Annotated in this window: 14 protein-coding genes and 7 pseudogenes; 11 read left to right on the top strand and 10 right to left on the bottom strand. The window is 60.1% G+C overall.

All coding sequences use genetic code 11. The annotated features are described in order from the left end of the window. From X742_RS0138885 to X742_RS01000000170925, 6 genes and pseudogenes are all read left to right on the top strand, one after another. A partial coding sequence (locus tag X742_RS0138885; RefSeq protein ID WP_210164352.1) for a DUF1963 domain-containing protein occupies positions 1-939 on the top strand: 939 nt, incomplete at its 5' end. Continuing rightward, positions 930-1,301 carry a DUF1963 domain-containing protein gene (locus X742_RS141815; RefSeq protein ID WP_023775248.1) on the top strand — a complete coding sequence of 124 codons (372 nt, stop codon included), beginning with the start codon at positions 930-932 and terminating at the stop codon, positions 1,299-1,301. The genes X742_RS0138885 and X742_RS141815, both read left to right, overlap by 10 nt. Positions 1,302-1,547: 246 nt before the next feature. Then, the gene (locus X742_RS141820; RefSeq protein WP_031248659.1) at positions 1,548-2,594 is read left to right on the top strand and encodes a DUF4274 domain-containing protein; all 1,047 of its coding nucleotides are present in this window, start codon (positions 1,548-1,550) and stop codon (positions 2,592-2,594) included. 418 nt (positions 2,595-3,012) lie between these two features. After that, positions 3,013-4,044 (top strand): annotated as a pseudogene (locus tag X742_RS01000000170935) (IS110 family transposase). 418 nt (positions 4,045-4,462) lie between these two features. Then, positions 4,463-5,373, top strand: a pseudogene (locus X742_RS01000000170930) (tyrosine-type recombinase/integrase). 3 nt (positions 5,374-5,376) lie between these two features. Beyond that, a pseudogene (locus X742_RS01000000170925) lies at positions 5,377-6,571 on the top strand (IS91 family transposase). A gap of 595 nt (positions 6,572-7,166) precedes the next feature. On the opposite strand, the pseudogene X742_RS01000000170920 reads toward X742_RS01000000170925, so the two are convergent. The 6 genes and pseudogenes from X742_RS01000000170920 to X742_RS141845 all read right to left on the bottom strand — a co-directional run bounded on the left by X742_RS01000000170920 (position 7,167) and on the right by X742_RS141845 (position 13,282). Then, positions 7,167-8,289: pseudogene (locus tag X742_RS01000000170920) on the bottom strand (IS110 family transposase). Positions 8,290-8,498: 209 nt separating this feature from the next. Continuing rightward, positions 8,499-9,419, bottom strand: coding sequence for a 5'-methylthioadenosine phosphorylase (locus X742_RS141825; protein WP_031248656.1), 921 nt, complete (start codon positions 9,417-9,419; stop codon positions 8,499-8,501). Positions 9,420-9,433: 14 nt separating this feature from the next. After that, on the bottom strand, positions 9,434-10,225 hold the full coding sequence (locus X742_RS141830) for an ABC transporter permease (RefSeq protein ID WP_023775237.1): 792 nt from the start codon (positions 10,223-10,225) through the stop codon (positions 9,434-9,436). Continuing rightward, positions 10,218-11,105, bottom strand: a complete 888-nt coding sequence (locus tag X742_RS141835) for an ABC transporter permease (protein WP_023775236.1) — start codon at positions 11,103-11,105, stop codon at positions 10,218-10,220. Before X742_RS141835 ends, X742_RS141830 begins: the two co-directional genes overlap by 8 nt. Beyond that, complete coding sequence (locus X742_RS141840) at positions 11,102-12,214, bottom strand: ABC transporter ATP-binding protein (RefSeq protein ID WP_245275647.1); 1,113 nt, start codon at positions 12,212-12,214, stop codon at positions 11,102-11,104. Before X742_RS141840 ends, X742_RS141835 begins: the two co-directional genes overlap by 4 nt. 27 nt (positions 12,215-12,241) lie before the next feature. Beyond that, positions 12,242-13,282, bottom strand: a complete 1,041-nt coding sequence (locus X742_RS141845; RefSeq protein ID WP_031248654.1) for an ABC transporter substrate-binding protein — start codon at positions 13,280-13,282, stop codon at positions 12,242-12,244. A 195-nt stretch (positions 13,283-13,477) separates the two neighbouring features. Here X742_RS141845 and X742_RS141850 point away from each other — a divergent pair, with 195 nt between their 5' ends. Next, positions 13,478-14,476, top strand: coding sequence for a LacI family DNA-binding transcriptional regulator (locus X742_RS141850; protein WP_031248653.1), 999 nt, complete (start codon positions 13,478-13,480; stop codon positions 14,474-14,476). 403 nt (positions 14,477-14,879) lie between these two features. On the opposite strand, the pseudogene X742_RS0138850 reads toward X742_RS141850, so the two are convergent. The 4 genes and pseudogenes from X742_RS0138850 to X742_RS141855 all read right to left on the bottom strand — a co-directional run bounded on the left by X742_RS0138850 (position 14,880) and on the right by X742_RS141855 (position 17,420). Further along, positions 14,880-15,847 (bottom strand): annotated as a pseudogene (locus X742_RS0138850) (IS110 family transposase). After that, positions 15,828-16,316, bottom strand: a pseudogene (locus X742_RS0138845) (IS110 family transposase); the annotation flags it as partial. The pseudogenes X742_RS0138850 and X742_RS0138845, both read right to left, overlap by 20 nt. 28 nt (positions 16,317-16,344) lie before the next feature. Continuing rightward, positions 16,345-16,526, bottom strand: a pseudogene (locus tag X742_RS1000000176215) (IS110 family transposase); the annotation flags it as partial. Between the two features lie 264 nt (positions 16,527-16,790). After that, positions 16,791-17,420 carry a hypothetical protein gene (locus tag X742_RS141855; protein ID WP_023775230.1) on the bottom strand — a complete coding sequence of 210 codons (630 nt, stop codon included), beginning with the start codon at positions 17,418-17,420 and terminating at the stop codon, positions 16,791-16,793. Between X742_RS141855 and X742_RS1000000174420 the strand changes: the two genes are divergently transcribed. From X742_RS1000000174420 to X742_RS1000000171775, 4 genes are all read left to right on the top strand, one after another. Further along, on the top strand, positions 17,413-17,640 hold the full coding sequence (locus X742_RS1000000174420; RefSeq protein ID WP_156939475.1) for a hypothetical protein: 228 nt from the start codon (positions 17,413-17,415) through the stop codon (positions 17,638-17,640). The genes X742_RS141855 and X742_RS1000000174420 overlap by 8 nt on opposite strands. Before the next feature lie 102 nt (positions 17,641-17,742). Further along, on the top strand, positions 17,743-18,501 hold the full coding sequence (locus tag X742_RS1000000173360) for a sulfotransferase family 2 domain-containing protein (RefSeq protein WP_198019267.1): 759 nt from the start codon (positions 17,743-17,745) through the stop codon (positions 18,499-18,501). Between the two features lie 66 nt (positions 18,502-18,567). Next, complete coding sequence (locus X742_RS141865; RefSeq protein ID WP_023775227.1) at positions 18,568-19,872, top strand: cytochrome P450; 1,305 nt, start codon at positions 18,568-18,570, stop codon at positions 19,870-19,872. Further along, positions 19,869-20,861 (top strand): glycosyltransferase family 2 protein, encoded by a 993-nt coding sequence (locus X742_RS1000000171775; protein ID WP_051407793.1) that lies wholly within the window; start codon positions 19,869-19,871, stop codon positions 20,859-20,861. The genes X742_RS141865 and X742_RS1000000171775 overlap by 4 nt, the downstream gene beginning before the upstream one ends. Positions 20,862-20,880: the final 19 nt, after the last annotated feature.

The raw sequence follows: 20,880 nt of genomic DNA, 5'->3' as shown, positions 1-20,880 counted from the left end.
CTCGCCTCGCGGGCCTGCCTTGCCATCCGCCACGTCTTCCCACCGCGCCACCCGCAGCGCACGATGAGCTTTTTCGGCGGCGTGCCGCTGGCGCCCGACGATCTGGACTGGCCGATGATCCACAACCGCAAGGGGCTGCTCGAGCCGCTAACCTTCATGGGCCAAGTCGACCTTGGCGCGCTGCCCGACGGGCCGGCACGCTCGCTGCTTCCCGCGCACGGCTATCTTTATTTCTTCGCGCCGATGTCGGGCAATTTCGACGGCGATGCGAGCCACTTCGTCGTCCGCTATGTCGAAGGCAAGGCCCGCAAGGACTGGGGTCCTCAGCACAATCCCGGATTTCTGGAGCCGATCGACGGCGCCGAGAACGCTCGCTACCGATATCCCTGGCTGACCTGGCACGACAAGCCGGAGAAGGTCTATCCACGCTTCTATCCGCGCATCGAGATCGAGCTCGGCTGGTTGGAGGACGTCGCCGAGGTGGAGGAAGGCGACCCGGATGCCGGCGACGGCTTCCCATGGGAGGTCGCCAAGCAGCGCCGCGGCCAGCAGCTCGTCGCGTTTCATGGCGCGCCAGTCTCCTGGAACGACGCGCTCTCCGCGCACGGCAAGCCCACGGACCGGCTCTGGATCCCGTTCGAGGGGTTTCCGACTAACCGCCGGACCGCCGAGGTCCTGCTGGGTTACCTGAAGTCATACATCAAGGAGGAGACCATCGGGATCAAGGCGCGGCTCGACACCCTGCCGGCGAGGTCCGAGGACCCGGAGCGGTCTCGGCTCTCCGCCCTGCTCGAACNGGAGAGGCCCAGCGTGGCAAGGCCCTCGACGAGAACCAACGGACCGAGCTCCTTGCGCTACTCGAGGAATTGCGCGCCGGCGCGCTGCCGGAAGGTGTGCTCGAGCGCCACTATATGCACAAGCGCCTGCCTATGGTGCTGAACGAGTGGATCGCGAGGGCGGCGGTCGAAGGCGCCGAAAGCGCGCTCGCCGATCCGGACGGGATCGCGCAGATGCCCGACGCTGTCGTCGAGGCGCTCCGCTACCGGCACAGCGTGCTGCGCGATCCAGACTTCAGCAAGAACGGCTCATACGCACAGCACCAGATGCTGGGCCGCGGCGTCGCCATTCAGGACGCGGCCGAGTTGATGGCGCCCGAGCACATCCTTCTGCTCCAGCTTCGCTGGGACAATGCGCTCGACTGGCACATGGGCGACGCCGGCGCGGCGCAATACTGGATCCGCCCGGCCGACCTAGCGGCGCGGCGCTTCGAGAACACCGTGCTCACCTTCGAGAGCCATTGAAGCGAGGGTGTCTCCCGCGGGCGCTGGTCGGCCCGCTGTTTTCGGTTCGGGCACTATTCTGTGTTGCGACTCTGGGAGTCGGCGACGGAGCCGACAGCTTGGGAAGAGCGGTTGTTTGCCGAACTCGATCGGCTGACGGCTGAGGACGATGGGCGCGACGGCAGGTGACGACGGTTTGATTGCCCGTGTCCAAAAAAGCATACGGGCGGTTGTCCCAAGGTCTCGTTAGAGGCAATCTACGCCAGCATGGATGACTATATCAGCAAGATTGTTCAGCTTCGCCCACTAATGACGCAAGCTCGGATCGAGGAGACATTTCCACGCGAGAAGTGGTCCGAACACAGCCGTGGCGGAAAATTCGGCGTGCAGTTCGGGTTCGGGCCAAGCGCCAACAACGATCCCAGCGGAATCGCCAGCGACCACATCGTGGAAAAGATCGACTTCAGATCCCCCTTTCCGGGTTCCATCAGCCTCTATGGCTTCGCAATCGGGATGGCTCGATCGGACGCCGACAGCGAGATCGCCAGACTCGGACTTGCCACGATGGAGATCACCCATCCCGATGTCAGGTATCTCACCGGCAACACGGATGAGGGGTTTGAAATCATGTTGATGTTCAGGAAAGACTCGCTCGAGCAACTGACCATCTGCCAACTCGGTCATTCGAGGATCATCGACGCCCGGCAGGCGTTTTGGAAGGAGCGGTCGGAGAAGGAACAAAAGCGACGCGAACTGGCCAGCGCCTGGAAACATATAAGCGCCGACGACGACACCATGCTCCTGACCTGGGCTAAACATTGCCAGCCATGGGACGACTACTCGCCAAGCGAATTCGTGCGCTATGCCAATTGGCTGCGCCAAGCCGATCCCGATCAACGCCATGCGGCGGCGCTGAACTGGAATTGGGATTACGGCCTTGCGCCGCTGCTCTGGATCACCCGGCGCGAAGACTGCGATCTGGCGACGGCGTTGCACGTCTTCTTTGGCAGTAGCCCTGAATTTTATCTGCAGTTCGAAGGCGACCGGTCTCGCGTTGCGGAGAAGCAATCAGATTTGACGACATTCGACATGATGATGGACATCAAAGCTAGGATAGAACGCGGCTTCTATCGGCGCTCGGCGATCGAGTTCGACTTGTCACGAAACGTCGAGATCATCAGCCGGTACAAGCCAACACCCGGCCAGCTGGCCGCTGTCCTTCCGGCCAACCTTCAGACAAGCGGTGCCGGACGCCGCATCGAGCGCGAAAACCGGTTCGCAGGCTTAGACATCCCAGCGTTCGGGATCAACTGATCAGCGTCGACACGTCTCCCGGTGCGCCTCTCGGTTTGGCGACCCAAGTAGTTTGACTGAGGCCAAAGAGCCTTTCCGTTCGAGGCAGCCGGGGGGCAGTGCACTAGCTGCCACGCGAATGCCCCGCCGGCAAAAGGATCACTTGGATGTCCAGGAACTGACGCAACCGCGATCTGCAGCATGGTCCGCGAATTGTCTGCTTTCAGGCGGCTTCAGAGATCACCTCAACGGCCGATATAGGCGCATTGCGGACTGGCAGGTTTGGGGCCGAAGAACGAACATTACGTAATCGCGGGAGCGGTGTCCACCTGAGACGTGGCGGCGATGTTCGAACCTCTAGCCGGCTGGCTGTCCCCCGATAGGATGAAGAACGGGCTCACGATCGACACCGGGCCCAGGCATCGAACGGAGGACAGCCATGGGACAGTATATCGGTCTCGACGTGTCCATGAAAGAGACGGCAATATCGATCCGGCAGGACGGCAAGAGGATTTGGCGGGGCAAGTGCGCGTCCGACCCGCAACTGCTCGCGGCGGTGATCCGCAAGCGCGCACCGTATGTCCGGCGGATCGTGTTCGAGACGGGGCCGCTGTCGGTGTGGTTCTACCACGCGCTGACGGCAGAGGGGCTGCCGGTGATCTGCATCGACGCGCGGCATGCCAAGGCAGCGCTCGACATGGCCGCGAACAAGACCGATGCGAACGATGCCGATGGCCTGGCACATCTGGCCGAGGTCGGCTTCTACCGAGAGGTTCGCGTCAAAGGTTTCGACAGCATGCTGATCCGCACGCTGATCACCGCGCGGCGCCAGCTGCTTAAGATGCGTCTGCAGATATCCAACCAGATCCGTGGGTTGATGAAGACGTTCGGCCTCGTCGTGCCCAAGGGCGCCGGCAGCGTGTTCGAGCGCAACGTTCGCGACCTTCTGCAGGGCGAAGACAAGCTGGCACGCATCGTTGCGCCAATGCTTCAGGCATAGAGCAATATCCGACACCAAATAGCAGAGCTGAGCAAGCAGCTGGCCGCGATGGCGCGTGAGGACCGGCATTGCCGTCTGCTCATGTCAGTGCCCGGTGTAGGCACCGTCACCGCCACCGCGTTTGCCGCAGCCGTGGAGGATCCGGCGAACTTCAGAAACTCGCGCGCTGTGGGCGCATGGGTGGGTCTGACGCCGAGACGCTACCAGTCCGGCGAGGTCGATAATGACGGCCATATCTCGCGCCGTGGCGACAATCAGTTGCGCGGACTGCTATACGAGGCGGCCGCGGTCATCCTGAACCGGTCGACGGATACCAGCACCCTGCGAACCTGGGCGTTGGAGCTGAAAGAACGGCTCGGCTTCAAGCGAGCGGCCGTGGCCCTGGCGCGCAAGCTGGCAGTGATCATGCATGCGATGCTCCGGACGGGCGAGCTGGTCGATCCGCACGGAGGAACGCCCGCCGCTGCCTGATCCTGCAGACGCTCGCCTGCGACGATTTCTTCAGGCCATTCAACCGATAGCGTTCTTGGACGCACCGAGCCGTCCCTGCCGGGACGTGGCTGAGATCATTCCGCGAAGCGGGAAGCAACTGCCTCGTTTAGCAGATTGCGTAACGAACATAGGAAGATCTCACCTGCGAAACTCATCCTGCGGCGATCTTTGCATCGACCGCGTAGACGACCCTGTACCCGGCATACGAACGAGCATCGGAAAAAAGAGGACGACAGCATTGCACTCACCCCCTTGACGGTTGAGCGATTAGACGACCCGCTGCAAGGGAGGGGTGCCTGCGGTTGAGGTAGAGATCAAGAACCGGTCGTCGCGCTCGCGTTGAGCGTCGTTCGGCTGGAGCAGAGCATGGCGGGCTTCTTCAACAAGGAGCCTGACCATGCACCATCCCGTTCTCGAGCACCCGTGAGCCCGCTGCGCCAGCGGCTGATCGACGACATGAACATGCGGCGTTTCTCACGCGAGACACAGCGCAACTATCTCCGCGATATCGGACGCCTGGCCACATTCCTCGGGCGTTCACCACACACAGCGACCGCCGACGACCTGCGCCGGTTCCAGATCGAGCAGCAGGACGACGGCGTTCCCGTGCCAACGATGAACAGCATCGTGTCGGCGCTGCGCTTCTTCTTCACCCACACGCTCGACCGCCCGGACCTGGCGCGCCGGCTTGTCCGGCTGGCGCATCCGCGTAACCTGCCCGTGGTGCTCAGTCGCGACGAGGTCGCCCGGCTGCTCAACGCCACCACGTGTCTCAAGCACCAGGCCGCGCTCTCGGTCGCCTATGGCGCGGGCCTGCGTGTCGCCGAGGTGTCGATGCTGAAGGTTGCCGACGTCGACAGCGAGCGCATGCTGCTGCGCGTCGAGCGTGGCAAGGGCGGGCGCTAGCGCAACGCCATGCTCTCGGCGGACCTGCTCACGCTTCTGCGTGAGTGGTGGAAGGTCGGACGTCAGCAGGGCGTAATGCACCGCGACGGCTGGCTGTTCCCCGGACAGCACGCGATGAAGCCGATCAGCACGAGGCAGCTCTATCGCATCGTCGTCGAGGCGGCCCAGGCCGCCGACATCACCAAGCGGGTGGGGCCGCACACGCTGCGCCACAGCTTCGCCACCCACCTTCTGGAGGACGGCACCGACATCCGCATCATCATCCAGGTCCTGCTCGGGCATGCCAAGCTCAACAATACCGCCCTTTACGCGAAGGTGGCGACCCGAACGGTGCGCACGGTGACGAGCCCGCTCGACAAACTCGGCCTGTTCAAGCCCGGAGAGGTCTCGCCCGACATCTGAGCCGTGCGCGCCTCGATCGAGGTCGCCGACATCTTCCGTGCTGCCGGGCCACCCTATCGGGCCGCCCATGCAGGTCACCTGAGCCTCGCCCAGCTCAAGCTCATGTCGGCGATCGAGTATTGCCGCACCGCAGCCCTTGGCGGTCACGTCGAGGCTTGCGAGGACTGCGGCCAATGGCGGATCGCCTACAACTCCTGCCGCAACCGGCACTGCCCGAAGTGCCAGGGCGCGGCCGCACGGACGTGGTTGGCCGAGCGCGAGGCCGACCTGCTGCCGGTCGGCTACTTCCATGTCGTGTTCACGCTGCCCGCCGAGGCCGCCGACATCGCGTCCCAGAACAAGGCGCTCATCTACGACCTGCTGTTCAAGGCGGCAGCGGAGACGATGCTGACCATCGCCGCCGACCCAAGACACCTCGGCGCGCGCATCGGCATCACCGCGGTGCTCCACACCTGGGGATCGGCGATGACGCACTATCCGCACCTGCACATGATCGTGCCGGGCGGGCGGCATCGCGCCGGATGGAAGCCGCTGGATATCTTCTCGGTCGGCCTTCCTCCTTCCGGTGCGCGTACTCGGCAAGCTGTTCCGACGGCTCTTCCTCACCCGGCTGGTCGCGCTGCACGACGCAGGACGGCTCGCCTTCTTCGGATCGATGGCGCACCTGGCCGCGCGGCAGGCATTCGTGCGGCACCTGTCGCCGGTCCGCAAGAAGCGCTAGGTGGTGTACGCCAAGGCGCCGTTCGCCGGACCGGAGGCAGTGCTCGCCTATCTGTCCCGCTATACCCACCGGGTTGCGATCTCGAACCGCCGCCTTATCCGGTTCGATGAGGCAGGGGTCACGTTCCGCTACAAGGACTATCGTTGTGACGCCACCGATCGGCATCAGGTCATGACGCTCGCCACCGACGAGTTTATCCGCCGATTCCTGCTCCACATCCTGCCACGTGGCTTCCACCGCATCCGGCACTACGGCCTGCTCGCCGGCTCCGCTCGCAAGACCAGCCTCGCACGCGCCCGCGAACTGCTGAACGTCGCTGCGCAGTCGGAGGACGACAACTCGGTAGAACCGACTGACTTCCGTCCGCCATGCCGGTGCTGCGGCGGAAGCATGATCATCATCGAGACGTTCGAACGGTGGAGACAGCCGCGCGGACCGCCCGACTCCACGGCGACGAACCGGGAGAACTCTCCATGACCCGGCATGGCATGCTCCAGCCTTCAGCCGCAGGCACTCAGCCTCCGTCAACGGACCCACGCGTGTCCATGGTGATCACCGACGCCGAACGGGTCGCGACCGCCCGCGCGACCAGCCGACAACACCGCGTGGCCGAAAGGCGAAACGGTCCGTCCGCACCAAACCCGCCGCTTCCAAGCGGCGGTCGCGCCATCGCCGACACCAGCCGCAAATCGAAATCCCCATAACCATCGCCTGCGGCCCGCGCGTTCCTTCCTCGGGGACTTTCGTACGCCTGCCGGCGCCCGAAACTCTTATATGGGGATGGTCAACTACAAACGGCATCACGTCGACATTGTCATGTGCCTCCGAGCAATCCGTAGATCCATTCGATGAGTCCGTTTGCGTGACGCGGTTCGCGAACGAACCCAGTCCACCTTATATTCGGTCAGGGCGCATGCACCTGTTCCATGATCCCGCTTGCGGCGGATTCGGACCCAAGAGACGAAACCATTCTTCAGCAGCGGCTGGTTGAGGCCATGAGTTTCGTCGGTTCGTCTACCCGAGGATCTGCCAGGCCTGATCGGTCCTGGCGATTGTTATGGTCGATTGGCGTCTACGCTGACGTTTTCGTCAGGAGAGCTCCTTCTATGACGACGCCGGCGTTCACGTATTTCCACAGCGCAACAAGCAGTTTCCGAGCGAGGGCGATGATCGCCGTCTTCTTGTACCGGCCACCATTTTGGGTGACTCGCGCCCTGAACCACTGACTGAGCGCGGAATTGGGTTGATGGCGCACCCACAGCCACGCAACCTGGACAAGTGTCGACCGGAGCCTGGGATTGCCGGACTTCGAGACTCCCTGCTCGCAATTAATCTGCCCACTTTGCCAGGGCGTTGGCACCAAACCAGCGTAGGCGGCAACCTGTCGTCGATTGTCGAACTTGCGCGATAATCCCTCGAACCACAGGACTGCCGCGAACTCAGGACCAATTCCTTTGAGGCTGAGCAGCAAGGCCGGTGTTGGCACATCTGCCGCGACGAGCATGGCGTCGCGGGCCTCTTCAACATCCTTGATCTGCTGGATCAGCAACTCAATGCGATCAAGTTCGCGGCTGATCAGCGCCTTGAGTGCTGGCGGCAGTGGACGCCCATCTCCGGTAATGAGCGCGTCGAGGCGTTTGCGTCGATCTTCTTTCAGTGGTTCGTATCCGGACGCACCTTGGCTGAACAAAGGCCCTTTATCCTGTTGACGTGCCTGATCCGCTCGTTCGTCAGCGCCTTCCGCTCCCGCACCAACCGGCGACGGTCTTCCTCCTCCGGCGTTGGCACTCGCAACATCGCGCAAACCCGAGGCTCGCCGCGGTTGTAGGCCAACAACGCTCGAACCAGTGCTTCCCCGTCGATCCTGTCGGTCTTGGCCCGTCGACGGCGACGCGATGTGGCAATGGATGCCGGGTCGACGACATAGCTCTCGATGCCTTCGCGTTCGAGGACCCGGTGTATCCAGAATCCATCCAGACCAGCTTCCTGGATTGATATGACCCGGAAGCTCTGCCCAGTCCGCACTTCCGCCTTTCGTTGCAGCTCTGCGACGTGATCGAGCAAACCCGGAATGTCGCCCCCAGACACAGGTGTCTCGACATTCTCTCGCCCCCACCTGGCGAAAGCGAAGTCACGAGCCATTTTGAACGAGATAGTTCTAACGAGACAAATATTGCGGCAAGATCGACGCGGATAGCGGCCGGGGCTTGGTGGTGTTGGCTTGCATGCTGACCTCCAGGTGATGTTTGGCAACTTCACTCTGGCAGAGCGCGGGTCGCCTTCCATCCCCATAGGATCTTCACGGAAGCAGCCCGACGCTTCGGGCATGGCACCTTCAAAAGCGGACTCTCAGTTCGGCGCGAGCATCGTTGCGAGTGAACGATCCAGACTCTCGCGCTGCTTTTCAGAACCGTGTAGAACGCTCTGCCGGTTGGGGCGACTTCAACCCGTGGCAAGAGCATTCCGGATTCGCCGGAAGACGTGCCGCGGTCTCCAGCGCAACCCGCGAGGCTGTCATAGAGAGGCTCGGCAGCACGTGCTCCTGCAGCAATTTCTGGCGCTCGCGGTCCATATAGTCGTTGAAACCGGCCGTGACGAACGCCAAGGGCACGAAACAGGCGCCGATCTCGCGCGATAAGGTGGCCTCTGGAGCGATCGAGTGGTTGAGCACGTCCGCTCCCATGTTTCGATATGCCAGAGCTTCGGCGGGAGTTGTCAGTCGCGGCCCGTAGCAGTGGGCAGCGGCCAACTGCTGCTCGATGCCATGGACGCGGCATTCGGCTGGCCAATGGCGCCGAGCGGTCTCGGCCAACAATGCCGCACATCTTGGACATACGATCTGCTTGCCCGAGCAGTCGAAGCTCTGGCGGCCAGGCAGAAGTGAAAACGGGGTCTGCGACAGTTCGATGATATCGGCGTTTACAACTATGTCGCCGGGCTGGATCGCCTTGTTGACGGCGCCAACAGTCGAGCAGGCCAGCACTTGCCTTACATCCGCTTTCATCAAGACCCAGAACGCGCGGCGATGACAGGAATGGTCGATATGGTCTCGGGGATTGCCGTGCGAATACATGCACAGGGCATGTTTGGTTTTGCCCTCGACGGTAATCGACGCATCGAATTCGAGAAGCTTCCAGTTGTCAGAACGACCGAAAGGCGTTTCAAAACTCATGTCGCGCCGCAAGGTGCGCACACCCTCGAATGCAACATCTTCCGGGAAGGCAAGCCCCCAGTTTGCCGAGCCGGTGATGATGGCCAACCCTACCTGAGGGATGTCCGTTGACTGATCCGCCGGAGCACCGGCCACGTGATGATTTGCAGGCATGTTTCCAGTCTCGGTCAGGATTTTTGGCGAAGGCTCACGATCAGGACGGCGACCACGACGATGGCCGTCCACAAGGTCGAGATCGCCGCGATGGTCGGGTCGATCTGATCGCGCAGAGATATGAACATGAGTTTCGGCAGCGTGCTGTTTTGACCGCTGGCGACGAAGATCGAAATCACAGACTCGTCCAGCGAAGTCAGGAAGGCCATCAGCGTGGCCGACAACAGACTGATCCGGAGTTGCGGGACAATTATTCCGCCAATGGCTCTCGCCCAGTTTGCGCCCAGGCTGCGCGCCGCCTGAACCTGGTTCCAGTCAAAGCGGGCCAGAGCGGGCAACAACACAATGCAGGCGACTGGGATGGCCAGCACCACATGTCCGACCAGTACGCCGAACAGCGTTCCGACCAGACGTTGCGCCGCCAGAACAAAGAAGAGACCGATCGCCAGCAGGATGCCCGGCACGATGGACGGGGTAAGCAGAATGCCCTGAATGGTGAGGGCGGCTTTTCCGCCGAGCCTGTTTATCGAGATGGAGGCAAGCAGCCCCAGCGGCACTGCGATCATCGCCGTCAATGTGCCTAGGATCAGGCTCGTCCTGAGTGCGGCCATCCACGTCGCCGAACCGAAGAAAGTTTCATACCAGCGCAACGAGTATGCGCGCGGTGGGAACTCGAGAAGATTGGACGCCGAAAAGGAGAGCGGAACGACGACCAGCGTCGGCAACATCAGGAACGCCATTACGAGCGCGCAAAAGCTCCACAGGATGATGCGGGCCAGCCTGCTATCTGGATAGGCTTCAAGCATGGGCTGTGCCGATTCTGCGTCCGGCAATCAGCCGCCGCGCAGCCAGGAACATCACCCCTACCAACGCCATAAGAACGAGGAGCAGAATGCCCAGGACGCTCGCCGAGCCCCAATCCTGGAAGGTCGACAACGTGCGCTCGATGCGGGTGGAAAGAGGATTTACCTTGCCGCCGCCAAGCACCGCCGGCGTGATGAAAAACCCTATGGTGTAAATGAAGACGATGATCGACCCCGAGAAGATGCCGCCGGCCGAAAGCGGCAGAATGACCGTGCGGATCGTTTGCCCGAGCGTGGCGCCCATGCTCGCCGACGCGCGGACGAGGTTTGCGTCGATATCGCGCATCGCGGCATAAACGGGCAGCAGAAAGAGCGGCAGCATGTAGTGAACCATGCCGATGAGCGTTCCCGCGAAGTTGTAGACCAGCGGCAATGGCTCGGCTGTCAGGCCTGAGCCGGTCAAAGCCGCGTTGATCAGGCCATCGCGCCGCAAGAGCACGAGCCAGCCATAGGTGCGCACCAGAATGGAGGTCCACAACGGCAGCATGACGAAGGCCATCAGCAAATTGGCCACCCTTGGCCTGGCACTGGCCAGGGCGAGCGCCAGGGGGGTACCGAGAAGAATGCAGATCGCCAGCGTGCCGAGGGACAGATCAAGGGTCGTGACGAGCGCCGACCGTGTCAGTCCGCTCGACAGCACCTTCTCGTAATTGCCTACAGTGTATTCGCCCCCTGTGGTCAGGAAGGATTGCCGGAGGATCCAGAGGATGGGCAGTATCGCCGCCAGTCCGACGATGAAAAGTGCGGGCAGTGAAAGCGAGAGGAAGAACCGCCGCTCGCGTCGAGCGTCTGCCGCCAGCCCAGGATCGGCAAGGACGGTCACGCTGCGGCTCCCGGTATCGCGTGAACTTTCTCTGCCGGTGCATAGGCGGTCATCCGCTGACCGGTGGCAAGTTCGGCGCAGCCACTGGCCAGCGCCGCCGGAATGCAGACAAGGACTTCTTGCCCGCCGTCAAGCGCCAGCGTCAAAAGCCAGTTCTCACCGCGAAACGCCTTGGCGCGCAGCGTTCCCTCAAGCGCCACCCCGTCTCGCCCGACGAGCTTCTCATCAAGATGGAAGCTTTCCGCACGGATCATCAGAGCGTCGCGTGACGCTTCGGCGCCGTCTATTCTGCGCGCCCAGCCTGGAGCCACGATGTTGGCCTCGCCCATGAACTCCGCGACGAAGCGAGTCGATGGACGATCATAGATCCTTTGCGGCGTGTCGAGCTGTTGAATGCGGCCGGAATTCATCACCGCAACCCGGTCGGACATGATCAGTGCTTCGCGCTGGTCATGCGTCACATAGATGGTGGTGATCCCCAGATCGTCGTGCAGACGCCGGATCTCGAACTGCATGGTTTCGCGCAGGTTCTTGTCGAGCGCCGACAACGGCTCGTCCATCAGCATCACGCGTGGCTCAAAGACGATCGCCCGCGCCAACGCCACCCGCTGGCGCTGGCCGCCGGACAATGCGGCAATGTTGCGCTCCGCCAAACCTTCAAGCTTCACGCGGGCCAAAGTGTCGAGTGCCCTCTGGCGGGCCTCGGCTTTCGGCGTCTTGCGCAGCACCAACGGATACTCGACATTTGCCAGAACGTTCATGTGGGGAAACAGGGCGTAGTTCTGGAAGACTATGCCGATGTCGCGCTTGTTGGGGGCCAGGCGGGTAATGTCCCGATCGTCCAACAAAAGTTTACCGGAATCGGGCCGGACAAATCCGGCCAAAGCCATGAGCAGCGTGGTCTTGCCCGATCCGGACGGCCCCAAGAGCGTGAGGAATTCGCCAGCCTGAATGTCGAGCGAGACATCGTCCAGCGCGACGTAAGATCCGTAGGTCTTGCGCACGCTGTCGATGGTNCCAGCCTGAATGTCGAGCGAGACATCGTCCAGCGCGACGTAAGATCCGTAGGTCTTGCGCACGCTGTCGATGGTAATCGGGAGCGACTTCATCATGTGCTTCAGCATGAAAGCTGAGACTCAGCGGGCCATCATCTCATCGAAGGTTTTTTGAGCAGCCTCGCCATTCTTGACCCACCAGTCCGCATTTGAGAACAGCGAAGTGCCGGCATTTTCAGGCGCGGTCGCAAGGGTCTTCAGACGGTCCTCGGGAATAAGGCCACCCTCATAGCCAGCAGGATTGACCGGGCCATAAGCTATGAAATCGGTCAGCTTGGCCACGCGTGCGGGCTGTGTCATCGCCGCGATGAGTTTCATGGCCGCTTCCTTGTTCGGCGCCCCCTTCGGTACCCCGAGGCAATCCGTGCCGATGACGGAACCCTTGAACGTGTAGTCGACCGCGCCGCCATCCGCTTTCACAGTTTGGGCCCGCCCGTTCCAGGTGACGACCAAATCCGCCTCACCGTCCTTCAGCAACTGCGCGGACTGAGCTCCAGACGTCCACCACACCGCGACATTTGGTTTGATCGCTTCAAGCCGCTTGATGGCGCGCTCCAGACCTTCCGGCGTGCTGAGCACGGAGTAGACGTCGGCCGGCGCCACGCCATCTGAGAGCAGCGCGATCTCGATCGAGTCCTGCGCATTGGCGCGGAGGGCGCGACGGCCCGGGAATTTTGCAACGTCCCAGAACTCCGCCCAGGTCTTCGGCGGGTTCTCGCCATAGGTCTTGGTGTTCCACGACAAGACGGTGCCATAGGAGTCGAACGGATAGCAGTAGTCGGACTTTGCACCGGCCGGCACGGAGCTGGGATCGATGATCTTGTAGTCGAGCGGCTCCAGCAGCGATTGTGCCGCGGCCTGCGCGCCCTCCGGTGAGCCGAGGTGAATGACGTCGGTCGTGACCGCACCCGAGGTGACCTGCATCTTCAGGGCGGCCAGGCCGTCGCTGAGGGTCTCCTCGCGGACATCATAGCCAAGCTCTTTTGCAGCGGGGGCCCACATGGCTTCCTTCATGGCGTTGCCATAATCGCCGCCCGCGGTCGTGACGGTGACTGATTGGGCATAGACCGGCACGGCGGCCGAGAATGCGAATGCCGTCAAGGAAATGCGTAACCAAGACATAGGTTCTCCTCCCTAGAATTTGTTGAGACGTGCTCAAAATGGCCAATTCTTGTCCATCGTAACGTTACGATTGCATCCAATTGCAGGAGAGTCAAGCTGCTTTAGCGAGAGCTTGGATTGACCGTGAGGTGGAATTCGGTCACGTAGTGGAAGTCAGCAAATCAGCCGGCACTTTCGCAAATGAGGTCGGGCGACATGACCAACCTGAAACAGATCGCGGCGGAACTTTCCCTTTCTGTAACCACGGTATCCCGCGCGCTGAAGGATGGGCCGGAGGTTCATCCGTCGACCATCGCTCGCGTCAAGGAGGTGGCGAAGCGGGTCGGCTATGTGCCAAATCATCATGGCTTCGCGCTCAAAACTGGCCGCACGCTGACGATGACGGCAATATACCCGATGGAGACACAAGACCATCTGTCCGATCTGTTGAAGCTTCCCTTGATCGAAGGCATGACGTTGGCGGCGCGGCAAGCCGGTTATAGTCTGTCCATCTATTCCACGACTCCCGACGACGATCCCGTTGAGAGTGTGCAGCGGCAGCTTCAGGCGCGCAGCACAGATGGACTGATCATCACGCGCATGGTGTCGGGCGATCCGCGCGTCAAGCTGCTGCTGGATCAAGGCATGCCATTTGTCGCCTTCGGGAGAACTGACCTGGATTCAGCATATCCTTATGTCGACATCGACAATGAACAGATTGCCTACGAGGCGACCCGGCGGCTCATGGACAAGGGCTGCCGACGCATTGCGCTGCAACTTCTCGTTCCGGGCGACCAGGCGAGTGCCATGCGTCTTTCCGGGTATGGAAGGGCAATGGCCGAGGCTGGTATTCCGATCGACCAGTCGCTGATCGGTCATGGAATGTTCACCATGGAATCGAGCGCAGCCTGGTTCGATCGCATGCTGGCCTGGTCAGATCCGCCGACGGGCTTGGCATGCGCCAACGAACTGGGCCTTCTAGGGGCATTACACGCTCTCGGCAGAAGAGGTCTCGCGCCAGGGAGTGACATCCACATTGTCACTCGGGACAGCACGCGGCTATCGCGCTTCCTGCCTGCGAAGATCGGCGTTCATTTCGTGGACATAGCGGGTGTCGGACGCAAACTTGTCGAAGTCCTGGAGAGCCGGATCGCCAATCCGATTGGACCGGTCGCGACAGTCTTGTTCAAAGGTGAGTTCGACCCTGGCGAATAGTCGGACGGAAGAAGTCGCTTGGTGGACCGCGATATCCGCTTTCGAGGAGCACGTAGGTTCACCGCGGTGTCCGAGATAAGGCGCATTGCTGACCTTCAGCCTTGGGGCCGTGTATGGACGGCTCTCCGTTGGCAAGGGATTCTTTGAGCTTTGCCTTTGCTGGTTGGTGCGGCCATGTATCCGACCTGTAGGTGCGGCCTGTCATGTGCCGCTGGCCATAATGCCATTCGCGCGTCTCAGGTCCCGATCGTAAGCTCGCACTCGAGGTGCACGGCCCCAGTGGGTTTTCCTGATCCGGCGGTATCAACCGGCTTTGTGCATTAGCTCCTGTCCGCCCTTTCCAACCTCGTCAGCGATCGCTCGCCTTATCTTGTTCTATGCGATGACCGGCTCCCTGTAGCGCTCACCGTTCGTCATCAGTGCCCAGACCATCCGGGCGGTCTTGTTGGCCAACGCAACCGCCGCAACCTTGGCTGTTCGCCGCGCCATCAACTGCACGAGCCGTGGCCTCCTGGTACCGTTGCGCTCGGCATAGCGGATGACCGCCATCGCACCCACCACGAGCAACTGCCGCAAGTANTGGCCTCCTGGTACCGTTGCGCTCGGCATAGCGGATGACCGCCATCGCACCCACCACGAGCAACTGCCGCAAGTAGCGATTGCCGGCCTTGGAGATACTGCCGAGCCTCTCCTTCCCCCGCTCGAGTTCTGCTTCGGCACGAGTCCGATCCATGCCGATAGACAGCGCCCCGACTTGAACGCATGCGCATCGGCGACCGTAGCCACGAATGCACTTGCCAGCAGCGGGCCGACGCCTGGGATTTCCATCAACCTGCGACCAAGCTCGGTCTCACGCGCATTCGCCCGAACCCTACGATCGTTTTCGAGGATCTGTTTCTTCACGACCCTGAGCTGCGCCTCAAGCATGCGAAGGCATAGCCGCGCGTCAGCTGGTATCCTGGTCTCGTTCTCGTCGTTGACGACCACGAGCAGTTGCTCAATCCCATTCCGCCCGATCGGCGCTACGATCCCGAACTCGGATAGGTGTGCCCGCAACGCGTTCGATATCTGCGTGCGCTGGCGGTTGAGCATCAACCGGACCCGGTGCAGCATCATCACACTTTGCTGCTCGGGTGATTTCACAGGCACGAAGCGCATGGTCGGCCGAGTGACCGCCTCGCAGATCGCCTCTGCATCTGCGGCATCATTCTTCCGCCGCTTCAGATAAGGCTTCACATATTGTGCCGGCAGTAACCTCACATCGTGACCACGTGCGATTAGCTCGCGAGCCCAATAATGCGACGAGCTGCAGGCTTCGATACCGACCAGGCAACGTGGCAGGCTNGACCACGAGCAGTTGCTCAATCCCATTCCGCCTGATCGGCGCTACGATCCCGAACTCGGATAGGTGTGCCCGCAACGCGTTCGATATCTGCGTGCGCTGGCGGTTGAGCATCAATCGGACCCGGTGCAGCATCATCACACTTTGCTGCTCGGGTGATTTCACAGGCACGAAGCGCATGGTCGGCCGAGTGACCGCCTCGCAGATCGCCTCTGCATCTGCGGCATCATTCTTCTGCCGCTTCAGATAAGGCTTCACATACTGTGCCGGCAGCAGCCGGACATCATGGCCACGTGCAGTCAGTTCTCTCGCCCAATAATGCGACGAGCTGCAGGCTTCGATACCGACCAGGCAACGTGGCAGGCTCTCGAAGAATGCCAGCACGCGCCCACGCGTCAGCTTCCTGCGAACGACAACCTCACTCGCCGCATCCACCCCGTGGATTTGAAACACTGACTTCGCAATATCCAGACCAATCGTCGTAACGTTGCCCATCATAGATCTCCTCCAGCTTCTGGCCCAACNAATAATGCGACGAGCTGCAGGCTTCGATACCGACCAGGCAACGTGGCAGGCTCTCGAAGAATGCCATCACGCGCCCACGCGTCAGCTTCCTGCGAACGACAACCTCACTCGCCGCATCCACCCGTGGATTTGAAACACTGACTTCGCAATATCCAGACCAATCGTCGTAACGTTGCCCATCATAGATCTCCTCCAGCTTCTGGCCCAACCGCAGGGCGGGAGGGGAGCCGTCCACCGCATCACCAGCAGATTGTCCGGTTCTGAAACAAATAGCCAGAAAACTGCCGTTCCGCAGACGACCTTTCTAGGGCGGCCAGAGATTGATCAGATACCTTTGTCATTCAATCGAACTTCAGGGACTTCCTTGGGTTGAACTGAGGTGTAAGGCACTGAGGCGGGTCGCAAGCAATCGCCGAGTGACGAAGCAAGAAACACAGCCTTGTCAATTTATGCATCAGGCTGCAGCTCCAACACGAAATCCCTCAATTCGTAACCGCCTCTCATGTCGGAAACAGCTCTGAACATATTTTGACGCCGCTGGAATATCGTGGCTTGAGGACTACCGTCGAGTTCATCGGCACTGCGACCTAAAACCAGCAAACCACCATCGACGACTGTCTTTGCAACGGCACGGAGCGCGCGTTCGATTTGACCACGAGGATAGTTCCTCTCCCCAAGGGCGTTCATCACGCGCACGACATCATACTGCATAGGCGACGGCGAAAAGAAATTATCCCTGGTGGCCACGAAGCGGCCCTCAATTTTCGCTCTCTCGATGACGTCAGGATGAAAAAGTGACACGGGCGTCAGCGTTGAAAGGCTGGGCGACAACAGCCAGGCCAGAAACTCATTTGCCCGCCTGCTTCTCAATGCAATAGCGCCCAGCGCTACTTGGAGGACAACCTGGTCTTTGTCGTAGAAGACCCAGAACATCCCTTTGCGGGCCGCGCCAATCTCATCGTAGTAATCGCTTGCCGTCAGCCTGACAGGTCGCTCATGGCTTAGCCTGTCGAACAGTTCTAAAGACGTAATGCCGTCAGATGCCGCCATATCGTGAACGGTGACTTCCTTGTCCATCGGCAGCCGCCGGATGGCCGAGATGATGGCCGTGTCCAAGTCCATGAACCGGTTAGGCCGAGTCGTTTTCGACGTGCACGGTCCAGCTGACATTGATGCAAGTATGCGTTTTCGCTCCTTGGCGGTGGGTGTGGAAAGCAACCTCGCAAAAGACGGCGCTAATATTCGCATGGACAAGCCACTTACCACGCGGCAAGCTGCCTTTGAAGGCGAAGGTTGAGCCTGAAGGCCTGCTCAGGCGGGCTTATACACGGCCTTGAAGTGCAACAGAGCGAAGGTGGACGCATCCGCTGCGTTATTCGCTCGTCCCCATGAACTAAATTTGGTCGCCATTCGTTTAGGCATTGAAGAGAGGGCGGGCAGCTTGATACTCAGTCGACATCGCAGGTTCATTTTTTTCAAAACGATCAAAACTGGCGGCACGAGTTGCGAAATCGTCTTGTCGCGATTTTGCGGTCCCAAAGATGTAATCACCTATCTGCCGCCCCCCGATGAACGACTGCGCCGCAGCTTGGGAGGACGCCCTGAGCAGAACAATCGGGACGCCTTCCACAGACGATTGGCGGGAAGGCTGCTCGGATGGGAACGCGGAAAACAGAAACGTCGCTTCGACCACAATATATCCGCGATTGAGCTTCGGGCGCAGATTCCGGAACAGGAATGGCATTCATTCCTCAAATTTACAGTCGCTCGAAATCCATTCGACCGCGCCATCAGCAAATATTTTCACGACCGGCATCACCACGCATCACTCGAGATCGTTCCGGGGTCACAGCCTTCCAAAGACGACATCAATGAGTATTTGCAGACTTTGCCGGACCGCGATCTGACGAACTGGCACATATATGCCGACGATAAGGTTTCCCTTGTTGACCGTATCATGCGCTATGAAAATCTCTCGGAAGAGATTGCAAGCCTGTTGAGATCCTTGGGTATCGCCGAGGAGATCGCGCTTCCGCGCGCCAAGGGTGCGTGGCGGACCAATCGGGAGCCATATCGATCGATCATAGGAACCGAGCTCCGCCGCAAGATCGAAGCCGTTGCCTCAAATGAGTTCGAGCTAATGTGCTACAAATGGTAGTTTGATCACGCCAACGGTCGGTCGCCGATTGAGGGAACGCGCACCGACATCCAGGGAAAGAGCTTAATGGGCGCTGCGAAAAGACATCTAGACCGCTTCAAGATTGCCAGCAAGATAGGCCAGGCCCGGCTGCAGGGTATGTTCACCTCCAGCCGACTGGCTCCTGGGAGCATAATTTCAGAGAGTACCGGGTCGCCCCGTGACCAATTTCACCTCCTGGAGTTGCACCGCAAATATGGCGACATCTTCACGACCTGGTCGGCTGGAAAGCTGACGACCTGCATCGTCGGGCATGAACTTGGCTTGAGGTTTCTGACGGAAAAAAAGGCCAAGTTGCGCGCCGCAACTATCGACATGACGCCGATCTTTCCCGAGGGCTTTTTACGAGCAATGGAGGGAACTACCCATGTCGATTATCGGCGCATGTTTTTGGCTGCTTTTCGAGCCATCTCCATTGAGGGTCGCAGCTCGGAATTCAGGGCTATCCTTCACGGTCGTCTGACCGAACTGACCACCGGCGAAGGCCGGTTGCGTTCCCAGACGGCAGCCCAAATTCTTAAACAGGCGTCGACAGCGTTGATGCTGCAACTCATCTTGGGTGCCAAAGACGGGTCGAAGATCGCTGGTGAACTCACAGACGCATACAACGCTTATGCTCCAAATGGCATGCACATTGTCATCACGCCCACCGAGCGCGCCAAGTACGAGCGTATCAAAGGTTTAGTGCTTAATTTGGCTGACGATCTGAAGGGTTCGGAAAGCCCGCCTTCGAGCTTGCTCGAGTACATGGTACGATTCCAAACGCTCGATGACACCGTTGTCGGCAACTTAATACACATGACTGAATTTGCTCGCTACGATTTCCACGGTTTGTGGCGTTGGATACTCCTCGAAACGGCAGGCGAGGAGAACTACCTGAATGCGATAGCAGACGAACCCGACGCCCGGCGACGCGAGGTGATGGCGAAATCAGCCGTATCTGAGACGCTCCGGATGCAGCAAAGCGAGTTTATCCTTCGAACTGCCATCATGCCGATCATTTTCGAAGGCTTTCTTATTCCGAGGCGTAGTCGAGTCAGAATCTGCATATGGGAAGCGCATCGAGACGCGAACAAGTTTCTCGATCCGGATGTCTTCAAGCCTGACCGGTTTGTCGACAAGAAATTCTCAAGCGCTTCCTATGCGCCGCTTGGACTTGATCATCACCGATGTCTGGGTGCTGGTTGGACACTTCAGTTGAGCGGCTTGCTTGTCGAGGAGCTCGCAGAAAACTTCTCCGTCAAACTCCTGAATTATGGGACCGTCAGCCGGGGTCACTTCCACTATGAGCCAGGTCCCGACTCTCAGATATCATTGACGGCAAGACGATGATCGGCGAACTGCGTGATGGGGCCGTGACGCGCGTCTATATCGGCATTGCCTCGCGAGATCGGCCGAAAATGGTTTCGGAACTCCTTGACTCAGTTGCTCGCCTCGACACCGACGCGAACCTTGAGCTGGCAATAATTCTTGTTGAGAATGGCAATGGCGAAGTCTTGCGGCAGGCAGCTGAACGTTTTGCGACAAACTGTACCGGCATCAAGATTCACCATCTCGTCGAGCCGCGTCTGGGTATTGTTTTCGCGCGTAACGCCGCTCTCGAGTTTGCCACCAATTCGGATTTCGATGGACTGGCGTTCGTTGATGACGATGAGGTCGTCACGCCCAGCTGGATTCTCGAACTCGTGGCGGAACAGCAACGCGGCCAGTATGACATTGTCGGAGGGCCGGTCAGGGCATTTGTCGACCCGCATCCATTGACCTTCTGGAATCGGATCGTCTGGAAGGGTCTTTCATCCCGCGTCCAGCAGGTGGAGCAAACATGCGGCGAAAGGAAAGCCAACGGCCAAGAGTCACAAATTGTCCTCTCAACGAACAACTGGCTTGTGAGCCTGCCTTTCGTTCGAAAGGAGAAGCTGAGGTTCGATGAGCGCTTTAATTTAACTGGAGGAGAAGATACGCGGTTTTTACGTGATGCATGGCGACTTGGCGCCAAAACGGGGTGGGCACACAAGGCTGTCGTTCGCGAGCAGATCGTTCGCGAACGGTTGTCGCCATGGTATCAGATAAGACGAGCGCGCGACCACGCCCTTGTTTCCTTGAATGACAAATCCGATCGTAGGCCGGCGACGAAATGGCTCCGTGCGCCTGTGTCTGCAATTTTCAAACTGCTGACGGGCTTGGTGCTATTGTTGCTCGCGCCCTTTACGGGAGGGGCGACATTCTTCAATGCTCTAAGAGCTTTAGGCGAGGCAACTGGCCGGGCGCAGGGCCTCTTAGGCATCAAAAGCAAGCATTACAGGTTGACAATGGGCAAATGATGGTTCGCCGCGCGGGCCT

Origin of the sequence: Mesorhizobium sp. LNHC229A00 (genome assembly GCF_000502415.1) — a bacterium.
Lineage (GTDB): Bacteria > Pseudomonadota > Alphaproteobacteria > Rhizobiales > Rhizobiaceae > Mesorhizobium.
Note: the sequence above shows the minus strand (reverse complement) of the source record. Positions and strands in the feature narration are given on the sequence as shown.